The organism is Acidaminobacter sp. QWL-03, assembly GCF_058683855.1.
The window spans coordinates 3,145,461-3,165,303 of record NZ_CM178752.1 but is presented as its reverse complement, the minus strand read 5'-3'; the positions used below and the strand labels follow the sequence as shown (position 1 = coordinate 3,165,303).

At 38.3% G+C, this 19,843-nt stretch carries 16 protein-coding genes; 4 read left to right on the top strand and 12 right to left on the bottom strand.

Annotated elements, in window-relative coordinates; genetic code table 11:
* Positions 1-475: 475 nt before the first annotated feature.
* The 6 genes from AC4PHM_RS14675 to AC4PHM_RS14650 all read right to left on the bottom strand — a co-directional run bounded on the left by AC4PHM_RS14675 (position 476) and on the right by AC4PHM_RS14650 (position 7,583).
* A complete protein-coding gene (locus AC4PHM_RS14675; RefSeq protein WP_492018481.1) occupies positions 476-1,435 on the bottom strand; it encodes an oligopeptide/dipeptide ABC transporter ATP-binding protein in 960 nt (319 codons plus the stop codon).
* Between the two features lie 70 nt (positions 1,436-1,505).
* The gene (locus tag AC4PHM_RS14670) at positions 1,506-2,486 is read right to left on the bottom strand and encodes an ABC transporter ATP-binding protein (RefSeq protein WP_492018480.1); all 981 of its coding nucleotides are present in this window, start codon (positions 2,484-2,486) and stop codon (positions 1,506-1,508) included.
* Between the two features lie 6 nt (positions 2,487-2,492).
* Positions 2,493-3,410: an ABC transporter permease gene (locus AC4PHM_RS14665; protein ID WP_492018479.1), complete on the bottom strand. Its 918-nt coding sequence runs from the start codon at positions 3,408-3,410 to the stop codon at positions 2,493-2,495.
* 2 nt (positions 3,411-3,412) lie between these two features.
* On the bottom strand, positions 3,413-4,516 hold the full coding sequence (locus AC4PHM_RS14660) for an ABC transporter permease (protein ID WP_492018478.1): 1,104 nt from the start codon (positions 4,514-4,516) through the stop codon (positions 3,413-3,415).
* A 69-nt stretch (positions 4,517-4,585) separates the two neighbouring features.
* Positions 4,586-6,277 carry an ABC transporter substrate-binding protein gene (locus tag AC4PHM_RS14655; RefSeq protein WP_492018477.1) on the bottom strand — a complete coding sequence of 564 codons (1,692 nt, stop codon included), beginning with the start codon at positions 6,275-6,277 and terminating at the stop codon, positions 4,586-4,588.
* A 79-nt stretch (positions 6,278-6,356) separates the two neighbouring features.
* On the bottom strand, positions 6,357-7,583 hold the full coding sequence (locus tag AC4PHM_RS14650) for a M20 family metallo-hydrolase (RefSeq protein WP_492018476.1): 1,227 nt from the start codon (positions 7,581-7,583) through the stop codon (positions 6,357-6,359).
* A 316-nt stretch (positions 7,584-7,899) separates the two neighbouring features.
* Here AC4PHM_RS14650 and AC4PHM_RS14645 point away from each other — a divergent pair, with 316 nt between their 5' ends.
* Positions 7,900-9,363, top strand: coding sequence for a PucR family transcriptional regulator ligand-binding domain-containing protein (locus tag AC4PHM_RS14645; RefSeq protein WP_492018475.1), 1,464 nt, complete (start codon positions 7,900-7,902; stop codon positions 9,361-9,363).
* A 104-nt stretch (positions 9,364-9,467) separates the two neighbouring features.
* Here the strand turns inward: AC4PHM_RS14645 and AC4PHM_RS14640 are convergent, their stop codons facing one another.
* Positions 9,468-10,520 carry a 2,5-dihydroxypyridine 5,6-dioxygenase NicX family protein gene (locus AC4PHM_RS14640; protein ID WP_492018474.1) on the bottom strand — a complete coding sequence of 351 codons (1,053 nt, stop codon included), beginning with the start codon at positions 10,518-10,520 and terminating at the stop codon, positions 9,468-9,470.
* 808 nt (positions 10,521-11,328) lie between these two features.
* Here AC4PHM_RS14640 and AC4PHM_RS14635 point away from each other — a divergent pair.
* Positions 11,329-12,300 carry an IS1634 family transposase gene (locus AC4PHM_RS14635; protein ID WP_492018473.1) on the top strand — a complete coding sequence of 324 codons (972 nt, stop codon included), beginning with the start codon at positions 11,329-11,331 and terminating at the stop codon, positions 12,298-12,300.
* The gene (locus AC4PHM_RS14630) at positions 12,225-12,992 is read left to right on the top strand and encodes a hypothetical protein (RefSeq protein ID WP_492018472.1); all 768 of its coding nucleotides are present in this window, start codon (positions 12,225-12,227) and stop codon (positions 12,990-12,992) included. The genes AC4PHM_RS14635 and AC4PHM_RS14630 overlap by 76 nt, the downstream gene beginning before the upstream one ends.
* Before the next feature lie 255 nt (positions 12,993-13,247).
* Here the strand turns inward: AC4PHM_RS14630 and AC4PHM_RS14625 are convergent, their stop codons facing one another.
* Both AC4PHM_RS14625 and AC4PHM_RS14620 read right to left on the bottom strand, forming a co-directional pair.
* Positions 13,248-13,763: a nuclease-related domain-containing protein gene (locus AC4PHM_RS14625; RefSeq protein ID WP_492018471.1), complete on the bottom strand. Its 516-nt coding sequence runs from the start codon at positions 13,761-13,763 to the stop codon at positions 13,248-13,250.
* A gap of 755 nt (positions 13,764-14,518) precedes the next feature.
* Positions 14,519-15,271, bottom strand: coding sequence for a hypothetical protein (locus tag AC4PHM_RS14620; protein ID WP_492018470.1), 753 nt, complete (start codon positions 15,269-15,271; stop codon positions 14,519-14,521).
* 710 nt (positions 15,272-15,981) lie between these two features.
* Between AC4PHM_RS14620 and AC4PHM_RS14615 the strand changes: the two genes are divergently transcribed.
* The gene (locus tag AC4PHM_RS14615) at positions 15,982-16,686 is read left to right on the top strand and encodes a toll/interleukin-1 receptor domain-containing protein (RefSeq protein WP_492018469.1); all 705 of its coding nucleotides are present in this window, start codon (positions 15,982-15,984) and stop codon (positions 16,684-16,686) included.
* A 280-nt stretch (positions 16,687-16,966) separates the two neighbouring features.
* On the opposite strand, the gene AC4PHM_RS14610 is transcribed toward AC4PHM_RS14615, so the two are convergent.
* From AC4PHM_RS14610 to drmB, 3 genes are read right to left on the bottom strand one after another with little or no spacing between them, the layout of a single operon-like run.
* Complete coding sequence (locus AC4PHM_RS14610) at positions 16,967-17,395, bottom strand: very short patch repair endonuclease (RefSeq protein ID WP_492018468.1); 429 nt, start codon at positions 17,393-17,395, stop codon at positions 16,967-16,969.
* 17 nt (positions 17,396-17,412) lie between these two features.
* Complete coding sequence (locus AC4PHM_RS14605) at positions 17,413-17,991, bottom strand: hypothetical protein (RefSeq protein ID WP_492018467.1); 579 nt, start codon at positions 17,989-17,991, stop codon at positions 17,413-17,415.
* Positions 17,992-18,000: 9 nt separating this feature from the next.
* On the bottom strand, positions 18,001-19,842 hold the full coding sequence (gene drmB / locus AC4PHM_RS14600; protein ID WP_492018466.1) for a DrmB family protein: 1,842 nt from the start codon (positions 19,840-19,842) through the stop codon (positions 18,001-18,003).
* Between the last annotated feature and the right edge of the window lies 1 nt (position 19,843).

Here is a 19,843-nt window from a genome sequence, read left to right as displayed (position 1 = left end):
TGCAACGCTAGTGTATAGAATACCAAAATTGGAAGAATGTTGCTAGTCGTTGTGGGGGTGGGGGGTGCGGATTGGGTGAATTTTAATATGGATGGTGCTTTGCGGTGTCTAAGATATGAATTGCTAACTAGTCTGAGCTAGTAAGGTTTTCTATCTGTAGGAAAGACCAGTGCAAAGACTATTTCTGCCGATGGTCACCCAACTTAAATTGATTTTGAATGTGTTAAATTTTGGAAGTGGCAGGTTTTTTATAACCCATTATCGGATTGTACGATAATGGGTTGGGTTGATTGTAGATTAACTTCAAGAATTTCTTTAATTGTACCTGGTACATATTGCCTCGTTCTTTCAAAGAAGTCCTTTGAAAGCCTTGATATATCAGGATTCTTGTGCGAACAACTTCCGTAACTTCACTGGTGTTACCAGGTACGTGTACCCAGATCTTTCCCAGGTACGGACCCATTTCGTGTGGCATCTACTTGTAAAGATGGCACCTTACAAAATGATTGGGTGAAATTTCGCTCATAATTGGATCTGTTAATCCGCAAATTTCCATCTTGCGATTGCAGCGTGTATGGAAACTACACCCAGTGGGGATATCTACAGGTGAAGGTATTTCTCCAGTAGATATTACCTTTTGAGGTTTCAGTAGTTCTTCTTCTTCTGAAATGACAGGGATAGAGGATAACAGCATTTGTGCATATGGGTGCATAGGAGATTTATAAAATGATTCAGTCGGTGCAATCTCACACATTTTACCCAAGTACATTACCGCAACTTTAGTAGATATATTTCTCATAAGACTAAGATCATGCGTAATAAATAAGTAGGTAAGATCTTTTTCCTTTTGCAATTTCAACAACATATTGATTATCTTCGCTTGAATGGAAACATCCAATGATGAAGTTGGCTCATCAAGAATTATGAAACTTGGATTACTGCACAAAGCTCTGGCAATAGAAACCAGTTGCTTCTCCCCGCCACCAATTGAGTTTGGGGATTTGTACATAAAATCTGGAGGCAACTCAACCATATCCAAGATTTCTAGTATCTTTTCATCAATTTTATCTTTTCTTACAATTTTGTGTACTTTGAGTGGTAAACTTAAAATTTGACGAACGTCTTTGTAAGGATTGAGCGAAGAACCTGGATCCTGAAATACGATCTGAGCTTTTTTCTTGAAGTCCATACTTCTGTTTTTATCTTTGGGCGTGATCGTATTTCCATCAAAAATAATTTTCCCATCGCTTTGCTTATACATACCCATTATGGTATAGGCAATTGTACTCTTACCTGAGCCTGATTCCCCTACAAGGCCCATTATCTCACCTTTGCTTATATTGAAGTTTACACCATCAACAGCTCTGACAAATCTGGTTTTATCTATTGGAAAATAGGTCTTTAAGTTATCTATCTCTAAAATTTTTTCACCCATAATTCTTTACCGGAATTAAATCTAACAATCCCGATAAGCACCTCCTCCCAATTAGAGTAAAGACTTTATGTTAAACGGTGTCATACAAGAAGCAAGCGACTTTATGACCTTCTCTTATTTCAATCGGTCTTGGCTTTTGAGTTGAGCAGATCGTCATGGCATGAGGGCAACGAGGAGAAAATCTACATCCCGGTGTCGGATTAATATAGTCCGGAATATAACCGTATATTCCAGATGACACTCCACCGCCAGATAGTCTTGGCACACACTCCATCAACCCCTTTGTATAAGGATGTAGAGCGTTTTCGAAGAGGTCCTTTGTCTTAGCGACTTCGACAATATTTCCTGCGTACATAACATAAATTCTATCTACTAATTCTCGCGCGACACCCAATGAATGTGTAATCATAATTAATGATCTACCTTTTTCATCCACTAATGCACTAAGTAACCGGTGGATTTGATCTTGTACTGTAACATCAAGGGCTGTACCAGGTTCATCAGCTATTAGGAGTTCTCTTGGTGTTACGAGCGCCATCGCGATACATATTCGCTGTTTCATACCCCCACTTAGCTGATGAGGATATGATTTTAAAATTCTCGCAGGATCAGAAATCATAACACTGTTAACTGCATTTATGGCTAAATCATACATTTCAGATTTGCTCAAACCTTTGGAGGTATTCGAGTATCTTATAACATCAATGAGTTGTTCCTTTATGGTAAATACTGGGTTTAGGGCGGCGGAAGGTGCTTGTGAGATCATTGAAATATCATTTCTTCGTATCACCTGAACTTCATTTGCTTTCATTTTCAGAATATCTTTTCCATTAAGCAAAATTTCTCCTTCAGGAACATATGAATTACTATCATCCAATACTCTTAAAACGGTTTTCATTGTAGTTGTCTTTCCACAACCTGATTCTCCAACTAACCCAACTTTTTCGCACTTGGAAATTTCAAAGTTTATTCCATCTACCACTTTTGCATAACCCTTATATGTTTTATACCATACTTTTAAATTATTAATTTCAAGCAATTTTTCAACCAAAGCAAATCACCTCCCTGTATCAAACATATCTCTAATACCATCTCCAAAAAAGTTAAAACCTAAAATCATAAAAGCTATCGCAAGCGCTGGAAAAATTGTCAACCACCACAAGTCGGGGAGATATCTTGCACCATCCGAGATCATTTGACCAAAAGCAGGGGTGGGCGGTTGCTCTCCCAATCCGACATAACTTAAAGTCGCACCCATTAAAATGACCCATCCTACATCTAATGCCATTTTAGTAAATACTGGCGATAAGCAGTTGGGAAGAATTTCTTTAAATATTATATGGACTTTTGATGCGCCTATTAATTCGGCGTTTTTTACAAAATATTCTCCACTCAACGACCTAGCCATGCCGTACACTAATCTCGTATACCATGGCCACCACATGACTGTTACCGCGATCATTGAACTCGTCATATTGGGTTCTAGCACTGAAGCGATGGCAAGCGCTAAAATAAGTGGTGGGAGCGCCAAAAAAATATCTGTAATTCTCATAATAATGGTATCGATCCATGTCCCATTAAAATAGCCTGCCATTAAACCAAGAATCACACCTACAGGTACAGATAGAGAAAGTACAATGACAGCCATTAAAACGGCACCTCTAAAAGAAAATATTATTCTCGTAAAGACATCTCTACCATATGTATCTGTACCAAAGAAATAATCGCTATTAGGAGGAATCTTTGAACTGCTATAATCTACGAATTCACGCAAGTGCTGAGGGTATGGCACAATCGAAGTCGCGAATATCGCAAAGAAAATTGATAGTAAAACGATAATTAGCCCAATAATTGAAAGTTTATTCCGCGAAAACTTAAACCAATATTGTCGCAAATTTTCTTTAGTAGAAGGTTTCAGCACAAATTTCTTTATCTTAAAACCATTAGACTGAATTGTATTCGTCTTTATAGACATTCTTATTTCCCCCCTAATCTAATACGAGGATCTAGTGAAGCAATAATGATGTCAACAACTATATTCACAATCAAAAATATAAGTCCAATTATAATAATCACCGCTGAAATCGCATTTAAATCTTTGCTTAACATAGCATTCAAACCATATCTTGATAAACCAGGCCAGTTAAATATTTTCTCAACAAGGAATGCATTTCCAAGTAAAGATGCAAAATCTAAACCCATCACCGAAACCACAGGAATAAAAGAAGGCTTTAAAAGGTGCTTCCTCATAATTACACTTTTAGGAATTCCATAGCCCCTTACAACAGATACATATTCTTTATTCATATTATCAGTCAAAGAAGATCTTAATATTCTGGCTTCTTGAAACAAAGGGCCTACAGATAGCGCGAAAGCAGGTAATATCAAGTGCTTTAATCCATCACCAGCAGCAGCCAAATTCCCTGAAATTAGGCTATCAAAGACTACCATACCAGTGATATATGGTACATTAAACTCACTGCTTAACCTGCCAAATACCGGTATTATTTTCCAATGATACCCGAAAACTAAAATCAACAGCGTAGCCACTACAAATGATGGCAGCGCTATTCCAGCGTATGACATTACCCGTAATGCACCATCTATCCAAGTATCCTTGTGTCTTGCGGCTAGTATGCCTAACATAATTGATACCACAATAAATATGAACCCAGCTAAGAAAGCAAGTTCCAAGGTTGCAGGTAAAAACTCGAGGACGTCTTGAATAACTGGTCGCTTAGTATTTAAGGATTTACCAAAGTCACCGGTGAGTACGCCTTTGAACCAATAAACATATTGAATAGGTATTGACTCGTTCAGATGCATTTCTACTCTAAGTTGTTCCACGATTTCTTGTGAGGCACGAGGACCAAGTGCCATTCTTGCAGGATCTCCAGGTACAATCCTTGATATAACAAAAATAAGAATCGAAATTCCAATTAATACGAAAACACCTTGAATAAGTCTCCTAAATAAAAATTTCACCAACTTTATCACGCCTTTCGAATCATCTCTATAATGAGAATAATTATTTGCGCTAACTGAAGTCAAATAAAAGTTAAGATTATGGATATTTACCACGCTTTTACCTTCAGTAATTGCACGATAGTGTAAATATCCATAATCAAATTGTTTGTTATTTTGATTATACTATTTTTTCATTTTGTCTGGATATATTTTAAAGTCTCTGAAATATGCATAGTATCCTAGTACAGGAGTTACACTTTCACCATTCTTAATTTTCTCCGCTGAAGGCCAGAACACATATTCACTCTGGTACGCTCTTCTTTCTGCAGTATCAAACGCCCAAATTGAAGGGCATAGTTCTGTTGAAATTTCTTCTTGGATTTCAGCATATTTAGCAAACCTTTCTGTTCGATCAATAGTAGATAATGCATCTTCCATTTTTGCATCAAAATCCGGACTTAATAACCATTCACCTTGCTGCCAAGTTCCTGTAGATTTTGAACCATACCGCAGTTTTAACATTGCTCCAGCTTCATTATAATCTGGAGAAACACTGATAATTGCAGCATTAGGCGTGGAGTCCTGGGTAGACATAAGATCTACATATGAAATCCAAGGCGCTTTTCTGACTTCTACTTTTATTCCAATTTTTTGCGCCTGAGCTTGAAGGGTAAGCGCTATTTTTTCATCATCCGGAACGTCTGAAATCCAATAAATTTCAACTGGATATTTATCTAATTCATTAGCGTATTTTGATTTAGCTAAAAACTCTTTAGCTTTTTCTAGATCAGTGGAGTATTGTGTCGTGTTTTCATTCCATCCAGGCAAGTCATGTGGAACAGGTCCAACTGACTGGAATGAGCCTGGAAATTCATTAATTATACCTTGATAATCGAAACAATAGGCCAAAGCCTTGCGGAAGTTCGGGTCATCTGTTGGTGCTTTTCTAGTATGGATCATAATATTTTTGTTCGTTCCTGAAAATCTAACGTCAATAGTCACCCCTGGTATATCTCCCATAGCATCCATATTTTCTTTTGTTTGCCACGGATCAGTAATTTCAAGTTCTCTATTGGACATTAATGTTCGAACTGTTGTACCTTCAGTGTTGTCAATAATTTTAAAAGACTCTGGTGCGTCAGCTTCCCAAGGTTTCCAATAATCATTATATTTAGTCGCATATAGATATTCCTGTTGTCTTAATTCCTTCACTATGTATGGCCCACTTCCAGCGTCATTAGTGACCAACCAATCTTTACCATAGTCACCCATTTCACCATATTTCGTATCCTGCATATTATAATTAGCTGTTACTGTCTTCTCATCCAAGATGTAGAGTCTAACGAGAGTATCAAGGAACGGGCCGAATTTTTCCTTTAATGTGAATTTTACAGTGTAATCATCAACCACTACTGCATCACTAATAGTATCAACATATAATGATGCGAAGCCTTCACCGATTGCTATGATTCTTTTCATACTATAAACGACATCGTTTGCAGTAAGTTCGTTGCCACTATGAAATTTGATACCTTTTCTAATATTAAATGTATAGTTTAAACCACTATCATCAATCTCCCAACTCTCTGCAACCATTGGTTCAATTGAGCCATCATCTGCTGGATAAACCAAAGAATCATATAGATTAATCAATGCTATTGAGCTACTAGTATCCATTCCAACAGCAGGATCAATTTTGGGTGTACCGGATGCTGAAATTCTAATTATTTTTTCGGTGTTCACATTTCCACTTTCATTATTTGGCTCCTCTGATTCATTATATGATCCATTCCCACCTGTACAGCCTGCTAAAATCAAACTAAATACAATGAAAACAACCAACATTGTTAAGATTCTCTTTGCCTTGAAATACATACTATTCCCTCCCTTAAATATATAACTGAATAGTCTCGGGTAAATCCAACTGACTTGACATTTCGATTTTTTTATGATCTTAAACATATTTCAAAATTGTAGAAACAAATATTTTTGTATCTTTTACTAAATTGTCTATGATAGCGTACTCATTTGGTTGATGAGCCATCTCATCCACCGTTGACCAAACAACAGCAGGTATATCAAGTTCTCTCAAAATAGCTGCACAGGTTCCTCCGCCAATGCCTCCAATTTTCGACACAATTCCATATTCATTCAGGGCCATTTTAAGACTGCTAACAATTTCTGAATTAGGATCTGTTAGCTTCGGCGAATCAACTCTCTGAAGGAAATCATATTTAATTCTTACTTTATGTCTATATTCATATTGTGATGCCAGTGTATTAATAACTTTAATAACCTCATCTAATCTGTATGTAGGCAATACCCGAAGGTCCATAACGAATACATCTTTTCCCGGTAAAACATTTGGGCTTTCCACATTTGCATACTTTTGAGTAATTTCAAAGGTTGAATATGGCGGATCATATAATTCATCTTTTTCAGGAAAACTATTTTTTAACAAATCTTCAAGCTCTGCTGCAAAATGACAAGAAATAGAACTCGCGTTTATTCCCAAGTGAGGAAAAGAGGCATGGGCTTCTTTTCCGAAAATAGTGAATTTAACCCACAATATTGATTTTTCTGCGATTTCAATAAAAGATCCATCATGATTTCCAGCATCAGGAACAAACGCTTCGTCCCCTGTTTTAAATAGACCCGTTTTTGCCAATGCTTTAAGTCCGAACTCACTACCGGATTCTTCGTCGCTAACGAATAAGAAACCAAGATTGCACTTAGTTCTAATACCGGCTTCAATTAGAGTTAGACACGTATATAGACTGCAAACAATTGCTTGTCCATTGTCTTCTACGCCTCTTCCGAAAACTTTACCATCCTTAATGATCGGATTGGCAGGGTCCGTTTCCCAAGCATTTAAGTCACCAAGCGCAACAGTATCTAGGTGGGAAATGAACCATAAAGTATTATCTGTCTTTTCTTTGCCTTCAAGTTGAACCATCAAATTTAGTCTCTTGTTTTCTTTTACATTATGGTCTTCCACTTCTAATAAGGTATATGGAACCGAATTATCATCCAGATAACTCATTAACCATTGTACACGTTGGTATTCTCCTTCGCCTCCAAAACTCGGATTAATAGCTGGTATTGAGCAAATCTTTACAAGGTCTTCAGCTATCCTGCTCCTTTTTTTTTCAATACTGTGCATTAGATCTTGTTTGTCCATAAATTGTTATTCACCCCATTTTGGATTGATACGACGATAACTACATTCGTCGAACGAATATCTAAATATTTTGAATTGCGCCTAAATTTATTATTAGAATAAGTATACTTCATATCATCCATATCACAATGTTCGTGATCGACAATTAAGAATTTTTGTTTTGTCTTAATAAGCCAAAACACCCAACAAATCAAAATTAATATTGATAATAGGTGAAGTAAGTTGAATACCGATATTCAATCAAATCGATAAAGTATACTAAATTGAAGCTTTGGGTTATACTATTACAAAGTCATTCTTTAGGAGGTTTAATCGTTTGAATAAAGTTGTTGACTTGTTAAAGTTGCCCTGTTTCGACAAATGTTACATCATCGCTGGTATTAGCGGTATTTTTAATCAGGTAAACCGCATCGATATTTTAGAAACCCCCTTCCCAGAAGTTGAAAAATACTTTGAGCCAAATGAATTTTCCTTTACGTCCTTTTGGAATCATAAGGATGATAAAGAAAGAAGGATAAAACTTGTTGAGTCTCTCATAAACCATAAATCTGCCGGCATTGGCATTATGCCAGGATTAAACTTAAATGATAAAATTGATCAAGAGATTCTCGACTTAGCTGATCGTCACTCATTCCCCATTATGTATATCCCATCAAATGTAAGATGGAGTGACGTTATATCAGACTATTCACTATTAAATAATTACCATAAAAATGCAACTGTTGAAAATAGTTATGCTGATATACTCTCCGCTTTTAGCGAACTACACACAGAAAAAAACATTCAGCATTTTTGTGAGCGAATAAGTCAGCTAATTGACCTCCCTATTGTGATACATTCAAATAATATCTACTCGCATGGCTTAGATAATAAAATCCTTTCTGAAACCACCGCCAAATTGTATGACATTAAATCAAAAAAAACATTTCGAATAAATGCGCCAATATCACTTCACATTAATAATGAAAATTTATCCATTGTTTATTTCGGTTATCATTCAATTATGGCGACTTATATAAGTACCCACAATATCACAAATCCAAGACTTGAAGTCTTCCATAAAATTGCACCACTTGTAGCGAAAGAATTGGATTTTATTTCAAGAAATGGATTAGAGCGACTTGCGACTTCAAAAGCAACCATTGAGCAAAACACATACTACTATATTGTTGTAATACGTAAAGATGATGTTTATTCATTGGTAAACTACATAAATTCCAAGTATCTAATTTACGAAACCAATGAATTTTACAATTATATTATTTTACTCATTGAGAATGACTTAGACAAAACAGAAGGAATTTATTGTAGATTTAATAGAATTTTTCTCGACACAGATCCCTCTTTATTCGTATTTTCAAATTATCTATTTTCTGCAAATGAAATATACAATCAAATTAGACTCTTAAAAACCACACTTAGCAACTTATTGTTTCTCAATGGGATTTTTCATATTGACGAAATTCCATTGCTTTATATGGCTCAAACTCTTCCATATAAATACAAGGAAGATCTAGCTAAATTAAATAGCACTAATTTGAACATAGGTATTGATTCAACATTTTACGATACATTAAGATTATATTTGGTACTAAAAAATGTTAAAGACGTTTCCGACTTGCTTGGTATTCATTCCAATTCTGTAAAATACAGAATATCAAAATGCTTAGATTCTAATGATCATGAAATTCATAGTGATTTATCCAGCATTCCCAATCTTAGAATTTTATTAATGCTAGAAATCTTGAAAATAGAAGGCCCAACGATCTTGAATATTTGATGCAAAAGAGTTTCACGAAACTATTGGGGGTAGTTTTGTGAAACTCTTTTATTAGGGGACTAAAAATAGTCTATTTTTCAATTGGTAACTTAGTTTATAACTTCCTATTTTCCTAACTTTCTTGCTAACTCAAGAATTTCCGGTGTAGGACCAACTACTTTTCCTTCATCAAGAATCTGAACGCCGTCTAACCATACGGATGAATTTAGACATATTCCGTCAGAATGGGTCGCTGCAGGAATACCGCCCTCCATATCTGATACCAATTGTGGACCGACATTTCCAAATCCCCACTCAGTACTACCCCATACACGTTCATCTTCTACAATATCTCCGCTCAATTTTGCACCTGGATTGAATCCATAGGAAATATGAGCACAAAGATACATTTGAGGATCATTGAAACTTTTTAACCAAGCGGCCATTTCGGCTGCATCCGTACCATTGCCATCAACATTAATGATATATCCATCTTTTATTGTAAATTTAATCGGATTGTTAACCTTTCCGAGTGGCGGTGAAATGGTTCCGTCTACTACAATAACACCATTTATACTTGAGAACTCCGGCGCCCAACTAATCTGTCCAGGCATCATTTTAATTTCATTCTTCCGAACATAGCCATCCGCTGTAGCATAATCTCTATTAGGAGCATTGTCAAACTCAACATCTGTACCAGCAGGTGTCGTCACACGAAAATGTTTTCCCGCTTTATTATAAGCTTCCATTTTAAGAATAAATTCACGAAGCAATACTTGGTCGACCATACCAATATTTCTAATGAGCAACTCAGGTGTCGCCCCAACTAAACACAAATATGCAGGACGATTATTCACATCTGCTACTATCCTATCATAAGCGGTAGAATAAAAAATCCATTCGTAGTTGTATTCAACCCAGGCGTCACAACTTTTAATCGCATTGACGAGAACATCAATTGGAAAATCTGGATCACCTTCTTTTCCACATCCACGAGGCGCTGGAATCTTGATGACAATAGGTTTCGCACCTACAATTACCGCAGCCTGGGCTGTTGCATTTACGACGTCCATATTAGATTTTGTATCACATGTAATCGCAATTGTTTGTCCAGGTTTTAATTCAAACATATCTCTTACAATTTTTAAACAGGTATTGGTCAATTCGAATTCTAGCACAAAAGCACCTCCAAATTATGTTGTTCAATGCATTAAAATTGTTGAGGACCGGTAGACAATAATTATATGTATCAACAAATTTCAATAATCAATTTAAGATTTTATTGCACCCCCCATTTATTTGGTTTCAATTTACAACTCAATACTAACTTCTATTTGAAATCAAAACAATGATCATGACAGACAAATTTGTACTTATTATTTGTCCGTTATTCACATTTAGCTTCCATCTCAGTCCGCGTAGCCTTCGTGAAAACCTACCCCTATCAAGTTCCGCTTGGCGGCGGTTTAGCTTCTACAATACCTGGTACTGATCGACTCGTTATTTGATCGTTGTCCTTTGAAAGCCTTGATTTATTAATATTCTTACATAAACAACTTCGACAACTTCACTGCTGTTACCAAGTATGGGTTATCAAACACTACAGGTTTGAATGTTGCAGAGCGTGACATAAAGTTCAATTTTATCGGATTGATTGAGTTTGCTATTTCGAAAAGATGAGGTGCATTCGTTCTATCAACTTTTGGTTAAGGTAAGGATTGATTATATGTAGCAAAGCGGCGTCAAGGAGATGACGCTGCCAACTTGTCTGAACTAATGAAGGCTTTCTATTTGGAGGCAAGACCAGAGCAAAAACTTTTTCTGCCGATGCTTACCCAATTTCAGACGATTTTGAATGTGTTACTCATATTCCGCCTAACTAAAATTTCCAAATAAAATATTTTCTGTTTCCAATATTTACAAAAAGGATTTTTCGAATCGACCTCGAATAATAGTAATATCAAGGTTTTACGAGGAGCGATTCTGATGGATATCCGATTTGATCAGATTAAATCATACAGTAATGGCAAAGCAGGATTAATCACCGGTCTATGCGAGCAAATAGGCGTCAATGATGTGTTTAATCAGTTGCTGACTCAACCAGCAGGTCGGCCACCTGAAATACCTTATGGGACTCTTGCCCAAATGATGCTGGTCAATATTGCGGATGATCATCATCCGCTTTCCAGGATGCATGATTACTTTGAAGATGTGGACCTTGAAGCCATTTTTGGCATGCGTGTGGATCCCGCTAAAATCAATGATGACCGCTTCGGTGGATTCCTTGATCTGATGCAGAACGCTGGCTGCAGCTCAATTCTTTCCGAGATCGCAGTCAGGGCATTCAAACGTTACGGGATCAAACTTGGCAATGTCAACTTCGATACAACTTCAAAGGTTATGTGGGGTCAGTACGAGACACCAGAAGGTATCGAGGGTGTTGTTGACATTTCTTTCGGCTATTCAAAGCAGAATCGACCGGATAAAAAGCAGATTAAATTGTCCATGGGAACCACTCAGGGCATTTGTATTGATGGACAGGTGCTGTCAGGCAACCAGGATGACAAGCGCTTCAACATTGATAATCTGGACCGTGCAGCTGAGCTCAGGGAACGCTTTGAGTCGGCGGCAAATGAATTCTTTTACATCGCTGACAGTGCGGCGTTCACCAAAGAATTCCTTGAAAAGGCTCAAAGACTTGAGGTCAAAGTCATCACAAGAATGCCGGATCAAATCAAAGAAACCAAAGCGGCCATTGACTATGCAGCCGCAAATCTAGCATCGATGACGCGCATTGAAATCCCAACCTCGATAAAGCCAGCAGTTTACCGAATAGCTGAAAGCAGTTGCACTTATTACGATACGCCGCTCAAAATGGCGGTGTGCTATTCGGAAAATCTCGAAAGCACCAAGCGCCAAACATTGAAAAATGTGTCGCCAAGGAACTGGATACCCTAGAAAAACTCATCAAGCGCATCGAGAAGCGTTCCTTCGCATGCCGCGAAGATGCACAGCTTGAGATTGAAAAGCTTCAGAACCAGGATTTTTCAAAGATCAAATATCACTGTATCAACATCTCGATGGATGAAATAACAGTGAAACGTCGAGGCAGACCAAGCAAAACGCCGAAAAGTGACGTTGCAAAGACTACCTTTAATCTGGTCATTGATCTTCAAAAGGATATTGAAAGCATTGAAAATGCAATCACAAAAGAATGCATCTTTGTTGTTGTGTCCACTGAAATGTCTATGAGCGCTGAAGCAATTCTTCGAGAATACAAAACTCAAAGTGCAGTTGAGAGAAAGTTTCAGTTCTTGAAGTCGCCACAGTTTGTGAATGCGCTTTATGTGGATTCGCCAAAGCGCGTGGAAGCCATTGGCTATTTGATGCTGATATTAAGCGTAGCTGAGTACGTGGTGCGAAGAGAACTGGAATCAGAGAAGAAAACGATCATTGGCCCCGGTAATGTCAAGATGTCCAGGCCTTCTCTTGTTGCGATTCATGGGATCTTTTACTCTGTGGTTACCTCAACAGTAACCATTGGAAAAGTGGTTCACCGAGGGTATAACAAACCCTTGAGAGATAATGTCAGGACGGTGATGAGGTATTTAGGAATCCCTGAAGACCTATTTATTCGTGGGGCAGTATGATTTAAAAGCCAAAAATTAAATCCTTAATAAGCAAACCTATTTCAGCGGAATATGAGGTGTTAAATTTTGGAAGTGGCAGGTTTTTTATAACCCATTATCGTGTCGAACGATAATGGGTTGTTTGAATTGTTGATCAACTTCAAATATTTCTTCGACCGTACCTTGTACCGATCAACTCGTTTCTTCATTACTTCCCTTTTAAAGACTTGCAATATGAAGATTCTTACACAAACAACTTCCACAACTTCACTGCTGTTACCAGGTAGGGCGATTCGAAAAGGTATCAAAGAGCATCTTCGAAAGGAAATTGCCCTTGTTGTCCTTCCGCAGTTTCCTGAGCAGATCCATGTGCCTTTGGTTTTGGGTAATGGGACTGTAGATGCCTTCTTTCTTTACCTTGCCATTAAACCCGATGGTTCGTATAAAATCACCATAACTATTGACTTCTAAATTGCCAAATAAATTCTTGCATTCGATAATGAAAATCTTTTTCTTAGTGACGACCAAATAATCGATTTGAGCGCTTAAGCCTTCGTGTTCAAGAAAGAGGTCATGCAGGACAACCAACGGCATGAAGCTGTTTTTCAGTTCGAAAGCGACGGATTCTTCTCCTGAAATGCCATAGGAGAGCAGCTTCATATCGAGTTCGATTTGTTTCTTTAGGCTGCCTGCAGCATTTTGATACAAGCGATTTAGTTGTTCGAGCTGGTGGGCTGCGTCGCTGGATTCCTTAAGAAAAACTGGTCCGTTCAATTTATCGAAGATCCCCATGACGTCTCCTTTTTTGATGTTTTTCTTATAGAATACCAAAATTGGAAGATTGTTGCTAGTTGTTGTAGGGATGGGGGGTACGGATTTGGTGAATTTTAATATGGATGGTAGTGTGCGGTGTCTAAGAGATGAATTGCTGACTTGTCTGAGCTAGTATGGTTTTCTATCTGTTGGAAAGACTAGTGCAAAGACTTTTTCTGCCGATGGTCACCCAATTTCAATTGATTTCGAATGTGTTAAAATTTGGAAGTGATGGGGTTTTTATAACCCATTATCGGATTGGACGATAATGGGTTGTATTAATTGTGGATCAACTTCAAGAATTTCTTCGACTGTACCTGGTACATATTGCCTCGTTTTTTCAAAGGATTCCTTTGAAAGCCTTGATATATCAGGATTCTTGTATGAACAACTTCCGCAACTTCACTGGTGTTACCAGGTACGGGCCTTCTGAAATGTCATGATCTGAATCAATGTCCTTCACATCAAGCAATTCTTCCCATGGTTTCCCCTGATTGATGTATTCTTCATACATGCCCGTATCTGGCACGTTTTTGGAACAATGGCGCTACAGAGACGTTCAGATAAGACCCGAGACCGGACATTGCCAGGAGAGGTAGGCTTAATCCGGTCAATATTACTAAAGATGATTCGCGACAACTACCTTGACAAACTCCGGACCCGTCCAAAGTTGCTCCACACAAGGCGCGACAACTAACCAATGACGTAAATTCGAAATTATGCAAAGTAGTATATTACATTATTGCTAATAACAAAGAAATTAGGGACCCAACAATTCCAATTAGTGATAATATCTGCACAATTGGGTGTTGATACAATTCATTGATTTTGTACTTAAAACCATTTGTTTTAGTACGCAATTTTTTATTAACCAACTTATAAAATACAGATTTGAAGAAGTAGACTTTGCACATTGTTGAATTATGTAATTTTATAAACTCCAAAGCTTTATACGCACGGACTTCCTCTTCTCCTGTTAAAAAATTGCGATCACGACCACCATTTAATATCATCAAGTTCAGCATTTTAGGGTCATCAGCATAATTTGCTCCATATTTCTGACGCACTAGTTTTGATATATTATATCTATTGTTTTCCGGTATGTGAAAAGGTGTTGCGCCAGATAAAACCCTATATCTATGCTCTAATGTTTCGAAGCCGAAATTGATATTTGTCATATTCCAATGAATCCAAATTGATTTGTCTTCCCTCTCTTTTGCAAAATCAAAAAATCGCTTCAACATCATTTTTTCAATGGTATCATAATTTTCAAGGATTTTATCTCTTGAAATATTCATTTCTTCTGCTACTAAATGCATAGAAAAACTATTCATTTGATCACTAGTCATGTGAAGAACAGCTATTGATGTTATCCTAGGAGAATAGCCTTCATTGTCATCACTTAAATTTTGACATGAGTAATGAATAAAATAAATTTTCTCTTCTTCTAGGTCTAATGCTTTTATTTTTTCGTCAACTTCTCTCATAATAAATATCATCCTTAATATAGTATTCCGCATAAAACTTGATTCACGCAACTATCTAAATCATATCATTAATTCCAATTCAATCCAATTTGATTTCTCGTTACATAAACTTTTTATTTTTAAAAGTATTAGTAATTGACTCAACTTTCGCACACCAATAAACCAAGTAGATGCTTGATATGACTAGGCTGCGATTGAATCCAGTTTGTCTGCTGGCCTGTACTTGGCACTTTTTTCGGAACATTAATGCAAAATAATTTTGAAAAGCTTGCATTAACTTGATTCCAGCAAAAATAACTTCATAAATTCACTCGTGGTGATAGGATAGCAACGGAAATTGCTGAAAATTAATTCAATGTTCAATTCTTCCTAAATATCCCCGTCGAGTGGTTCTTATTTATCTGAATAGATCGACTCGTTCTTTTATACTTGTCCTTTGAAGGCCTTGAAATATGCAGACTCTTACTGAAACAACTTCCGCAACTTCACTGACTATACCAAGTACGGATCCCGGGCGATCCGCAAACAATTTCCACAACTTCACTGGTGTTACCAGGTACGGGTGATCCTTGCTATTGATGCTATGTACTATAGTATCCAAACGATATTTTCTTGAGTTTGATATTTTCAAAAATGATACAATATAATAAAACGTTTTGGGAGATATAGACAATATCACACAAAAATAAAAAATAAGGGGGAGTAAAATTATGGCAAGATGTACAGCACCAATTCATGGTCATCGCACAGCGAGCGGAAGGGCAAGTTGTCCCGTTTGTGGTGGTGGATATAGTGGTTATGGAGGTTACAACCCGTATTCCTCAAATTATTCACAGAAATCTTCATTTACAAGCAGTTCTACAACTCGTAGTAGTAGTAGCGGTGGGGGGCAAACTAAGACAAAAGCCAGTTGGTCTTCAGCTAGTTCTACTATTTTATATTCTCCTGCTGAAATTCGAACACTTTCTCCTGTTCGTGAAAATGTTGAAAAGCGTTCAACTTTACCAGATTTACGTGATGTTTTTCTATGTCACGCTTGGGATGACCGAAAAGATGCGGCTAAGGACTTGCACGGTTATCTTAAATCAAAAGGTGTAACTGTATGGTTTAGCGAGAATGATGTTCCGCTGGGTTCATCTTTACTTCGCGAAATTGATAAAGGATTGGCAAATTCGCGTATCGGTATTGTTCTGGTAACACCTTCGTTTCTTAAACGAGTTAAGGGCGAAGGAATAGCAGATAAGGAACTTTCAGCTTTACTTGCTCGTGATTTACTTATCCCTGTTGTTCATAATACGACTTTTGATGATTTGCGAGAAGTAAGTCCATTGCTTGGCTCACGAAGTGGATTAAGTACCATTGAAGAATCATTGGAAGCTGTTGCAGCGAAAATTTCGGAATTGGTTACCACATAAGCGATATAAAAATTGGTCTACACAGCAAAACAGCTATTACCATATTAATATCAATGGTTATAGCTGTTTTTATGTATGCACAACTCATGCCCGTATCTAGTACATATCGTCTCGTTTTTTGATCATTGTCCTTTGAAAGCCATGATATATCTAAATTCTTGCGCAAACAACTTTCGAAACTTCACTTCCGGTTCTAGGTACGGGCGACTTTACCATGTACGGGCGATCTTGTACCTAGTATTTCGGAGCTTCCCCTGAAACCGTTCATCGGTGTGGTGTTTCATTGGGTATCTGCCATGCGAAGCTTTTGCACCAGTTCTTCGAGTGTCTTTGATGCCACGCTCTTTTTCAACTCACACTCCCAGATAACTATCACTCTCCACCCTTGCTCGGCAAGCAGTCTGCAGTTTCTCTGATCTCTTTGGACATTTCCAGTAATCTTGTCTTTCCAGAACTTCTCATTATTTTTTGGCCATACAAAATAGCGGCATCCGGTGTGACCATGCCAAAAGCATCCATTCACAAAAATCACTGTTCTATATTTTGACAGTACAATGTCTGGCTTACCAGGAAGACGGGGATCATTTATTCTATATCTGAACCCTTGGGAAAACAGGTATTTCCTAACGATCAATTCCGGTATTGTATTCTTCCCGCTAATTCGGGACATATTATAGCTTCTGGTCTTCGAAGTATATCCATTCGCCACAATTATTCCTCTCTCTATCAATCCATATGGTCCACTTGATCCCTATTACAGGATGTCATACGGCCTATTTCGGCTGAAATGCTCTCGATACGATGTATCGCAGATGTATCGCCTTCAACAAAATACTCTCTGACTGCTGTTTTCAATTTATCCTTTAACTCATCAACATTAACCTCAGCTGTGGTATTCGGTACAATCATGACTCCTGCGGCTTTCAGTATGTAGTCAAAGGCTTCATTGGAAAGTGGACGTACAGAGCTTTGCCAAGGTGGATTCAACCTTTTACGTACTGTCTGATAACTGAAATGTTCAACATATCCGCCATTCGGCAGATATATTGGCACTTTGTTTGAAAACACTTGACAATCAGTCAACTTGGCATAATAGTTTTCTCCATCAGTGGTGACAATCCCACAAATTGTTCCATATCCAAAATAGTATCGCTGGTTACGGTCAAACCTGTTCCCCTGATAATAGACGAAGATATCTCCTTCGTGTAATTGATTGCGATACCTGCCAGGAAAGTGATGGATTTTAAACAGGTCGTCCTCATAAATGGATTCGCTGTCAATCTTCTGTGATAAGACTATATACATACTGATTCCTCACTGATTACAGAGTTCTGAAAAAAAACCGACTGCCCGATCATCCAGCTGACCGACAACGACTCCACGATCCAATAGTCTGTTGCCGTTTTCGCAGCACGTTTCAGGGAGTAACGCACAGTTGTGACAAGCAGCCAAATTACACGATTCCGGGCCTTGTCCAACTGATTGTATACACACCGGATCAGATGAACACCATACAGCATTCTGAATTGATGACTTGATTGTGTCTTCAATTCTTCCTTTATCACCTTGTCTGACTAATCCCCCTAGTGATCCCTCCGAATCCCCGGAAGCTGTGTAAATCAACACACCATACATTTCGTGTTCATTGTTGGTCTTTTCACAGTAGATTCGTTCGCGAATCGAAGAACTCCCGTATCCACATTCAAAACTGAGTTGATTTATAAGCAGGTGTGCGAACGTATGGATCAGGACAAATTCGGGCCGTAGCACACCCGATGAGTTTGCAGCGAATTTCGACCGCCCATATGATGCCTGCAGATTTTTCATTCTCGATAAAACTGAATTCTGCTTTGCCCATCTCTCCAACGCCTCTTGGTTGAACTCGAAAAAAATGCCTTCACCATTCACTTGGATGGCTGGAAGCCAATTCTCGTTACCAAGTCTCAGCATCTTCTTCATCTCAGAAATGAGCATTTCTTTGGGTTCTGTCCGTGAAAAGCCTACAAAAGCACGTGTTTCCTGCAGCTTATGCACGAGTGATATACTGTTGAAGTATTTACCAATGACAGGATCATACATAGCAATTGGATAGTTACGCGAATGGAATGCCTGTGCGTCACTGCCGCTGCTCTTTATCAACACTTTGTACTCTGCAAGGCGATACGCATCTTCAGACATATCCTCCGTAACTTCAGGAATCCCCACTATGCTTCCCTCGCGTTTAAGGAACGCATCAAACAGAACATTCGGATCAACACCCTCGTTATTTGCCAGATAGTCAATTATTTCTCTGTTCCATTGGCCATTGACACGATGAGTATTCAACCTGTCAAAATTCTTGTCCAATATTGCGATAACCTTGCGACTTGTAGATTTCTCGTCAGTGGGGATATAGATTGAGCTACGGGTATCTGCGAACCACACATTTGTCGCACCTCGCAAAACCACCCTCACATCCTCATTCGAACAGGAATTCTCATCATCTGTTTCTTTGCCGAGCCAAGGTTTGGATCCCCTGCAACGGTATCCGATCCTAGCGAGAGCACCAGGTGTTGTAGCCCCTGCAATTGATCGTTTTGCACCACAGCTGCATTCGTAGAAGACGCCGCTCAGTGCTGCTGATGCTCCGCCTGTACTCCTTCTAATCTTGCATTTATTCGGATCGTATGCCTGTTCACGCCCTTGATGTACCCATTCAGCAACAGGAAAATCATCGATGTGGCCATCAGGGCAAATTACAATGAAACGCTCCGGAATCAATCTACGCTTAAACCTTTTGGTTGCATCGCACTTTCGTCCATTGGACCATGGATAGCAATCGCATACTGGTGGCTTTTGGTAAAAAGTTGTCTTTTCCATTGATCCACAGAACGGACAGTAATGCCATGTCGGGAACCGAACCGCAGGAATCTTTAACATACTGTTTTTTCGGTCAGCGTTGTTCTCCCTGAAATCCGGTGGCCACCTCAGTTCCTGAACACCAAGCCTTCGTTGCAACCGTTCATCTTTAATAATAAAATTCTGAGGTTCCTTGTATCTCCACATATCCAATCCCGCAATCATCAGAGATTCGTCGTTTGGAAATGGAACGATTGCTCCTACGCCCCAAGGCCCAATCAGGGCGCTTCTTCGCATCGGTTTATTGGAATATGACATT

Excerpts from the sequence above, each read along its gene's own strand:
- AC4PHM_RS14620 (WP_492018470.1), bottom strand. The coding sequence starts at position 15,271 with ATGAGAGAAGTTGACGAAAAAATAAAAGCATTAGACCTAGAAGAAGAG.
- AC4PHM_RS14655 (WP_492018477.1), bottom strand. The coding sequence starts at position 6,277 with ATGTATTTCAAGGCAAAGAGAATCTTAACAATGTTGGTTGTTTTCATT.
- AC4PHM_RS14605 (WP_492018467.1), bottom strand. The coding sequence starts at position 17,991 with ATGTATATAGTCTTATCACAGAAGATTGACAGCGAATCCATTTATGAG.
- drmB (WP_492018466.1), bottom strand. The coding sequence starts at position 19,842 with ATGTCATATTCCAATAAACCGATGCGAAGAAGCGCCCTGATTGGGCCT.
- AC4PHM_RS14615 (WP_492018469.1), top strand. The coding sequence starts at position 15,982 with ATGGCAAGATGTACAGCACCAATTCATGGTCATCGCACAGCGAGCGGA.
- AC4PHM_RS14635 (WP_492018473.1), top strand. The coding sequence starts at position 11,329 with ATGGATATCCGATTTGATCAGATTAAATCATACAGTAATGGCAAAGCA.
- AC4PHM_RS14625 (WP_492018471.1), bottom strand. The coding sequence starts at position 13,763 with ATGGGGATCTTCGATAAATTGAACGGACCAGTTTTTCTTAAGGAATCC.
- AC4PHM_RS14675 (WP_492018481.1), bottom strand. The coding sequence starts at position 1,435 with ATGGGTGAAAAAATTTTAGAGATAGATAACTTAAAGACCTATTTTCCA.
- AC4PHM_RS14650 (WP_492018476.1), bottom strand. The coding sequence starts at position 7,583 with ATGGACAAACAAGATCTAATGCACAGTATTGAAAAAAAAAGGAGCAGG.
- AC4PHM_RS14665 (WP_492018479.1), bottom strand. The coding sequence starts at position 3,410 with ATGTCTATAAAGACGAATACAATTCAGTCTAATGGTTTTAAGATAAAG.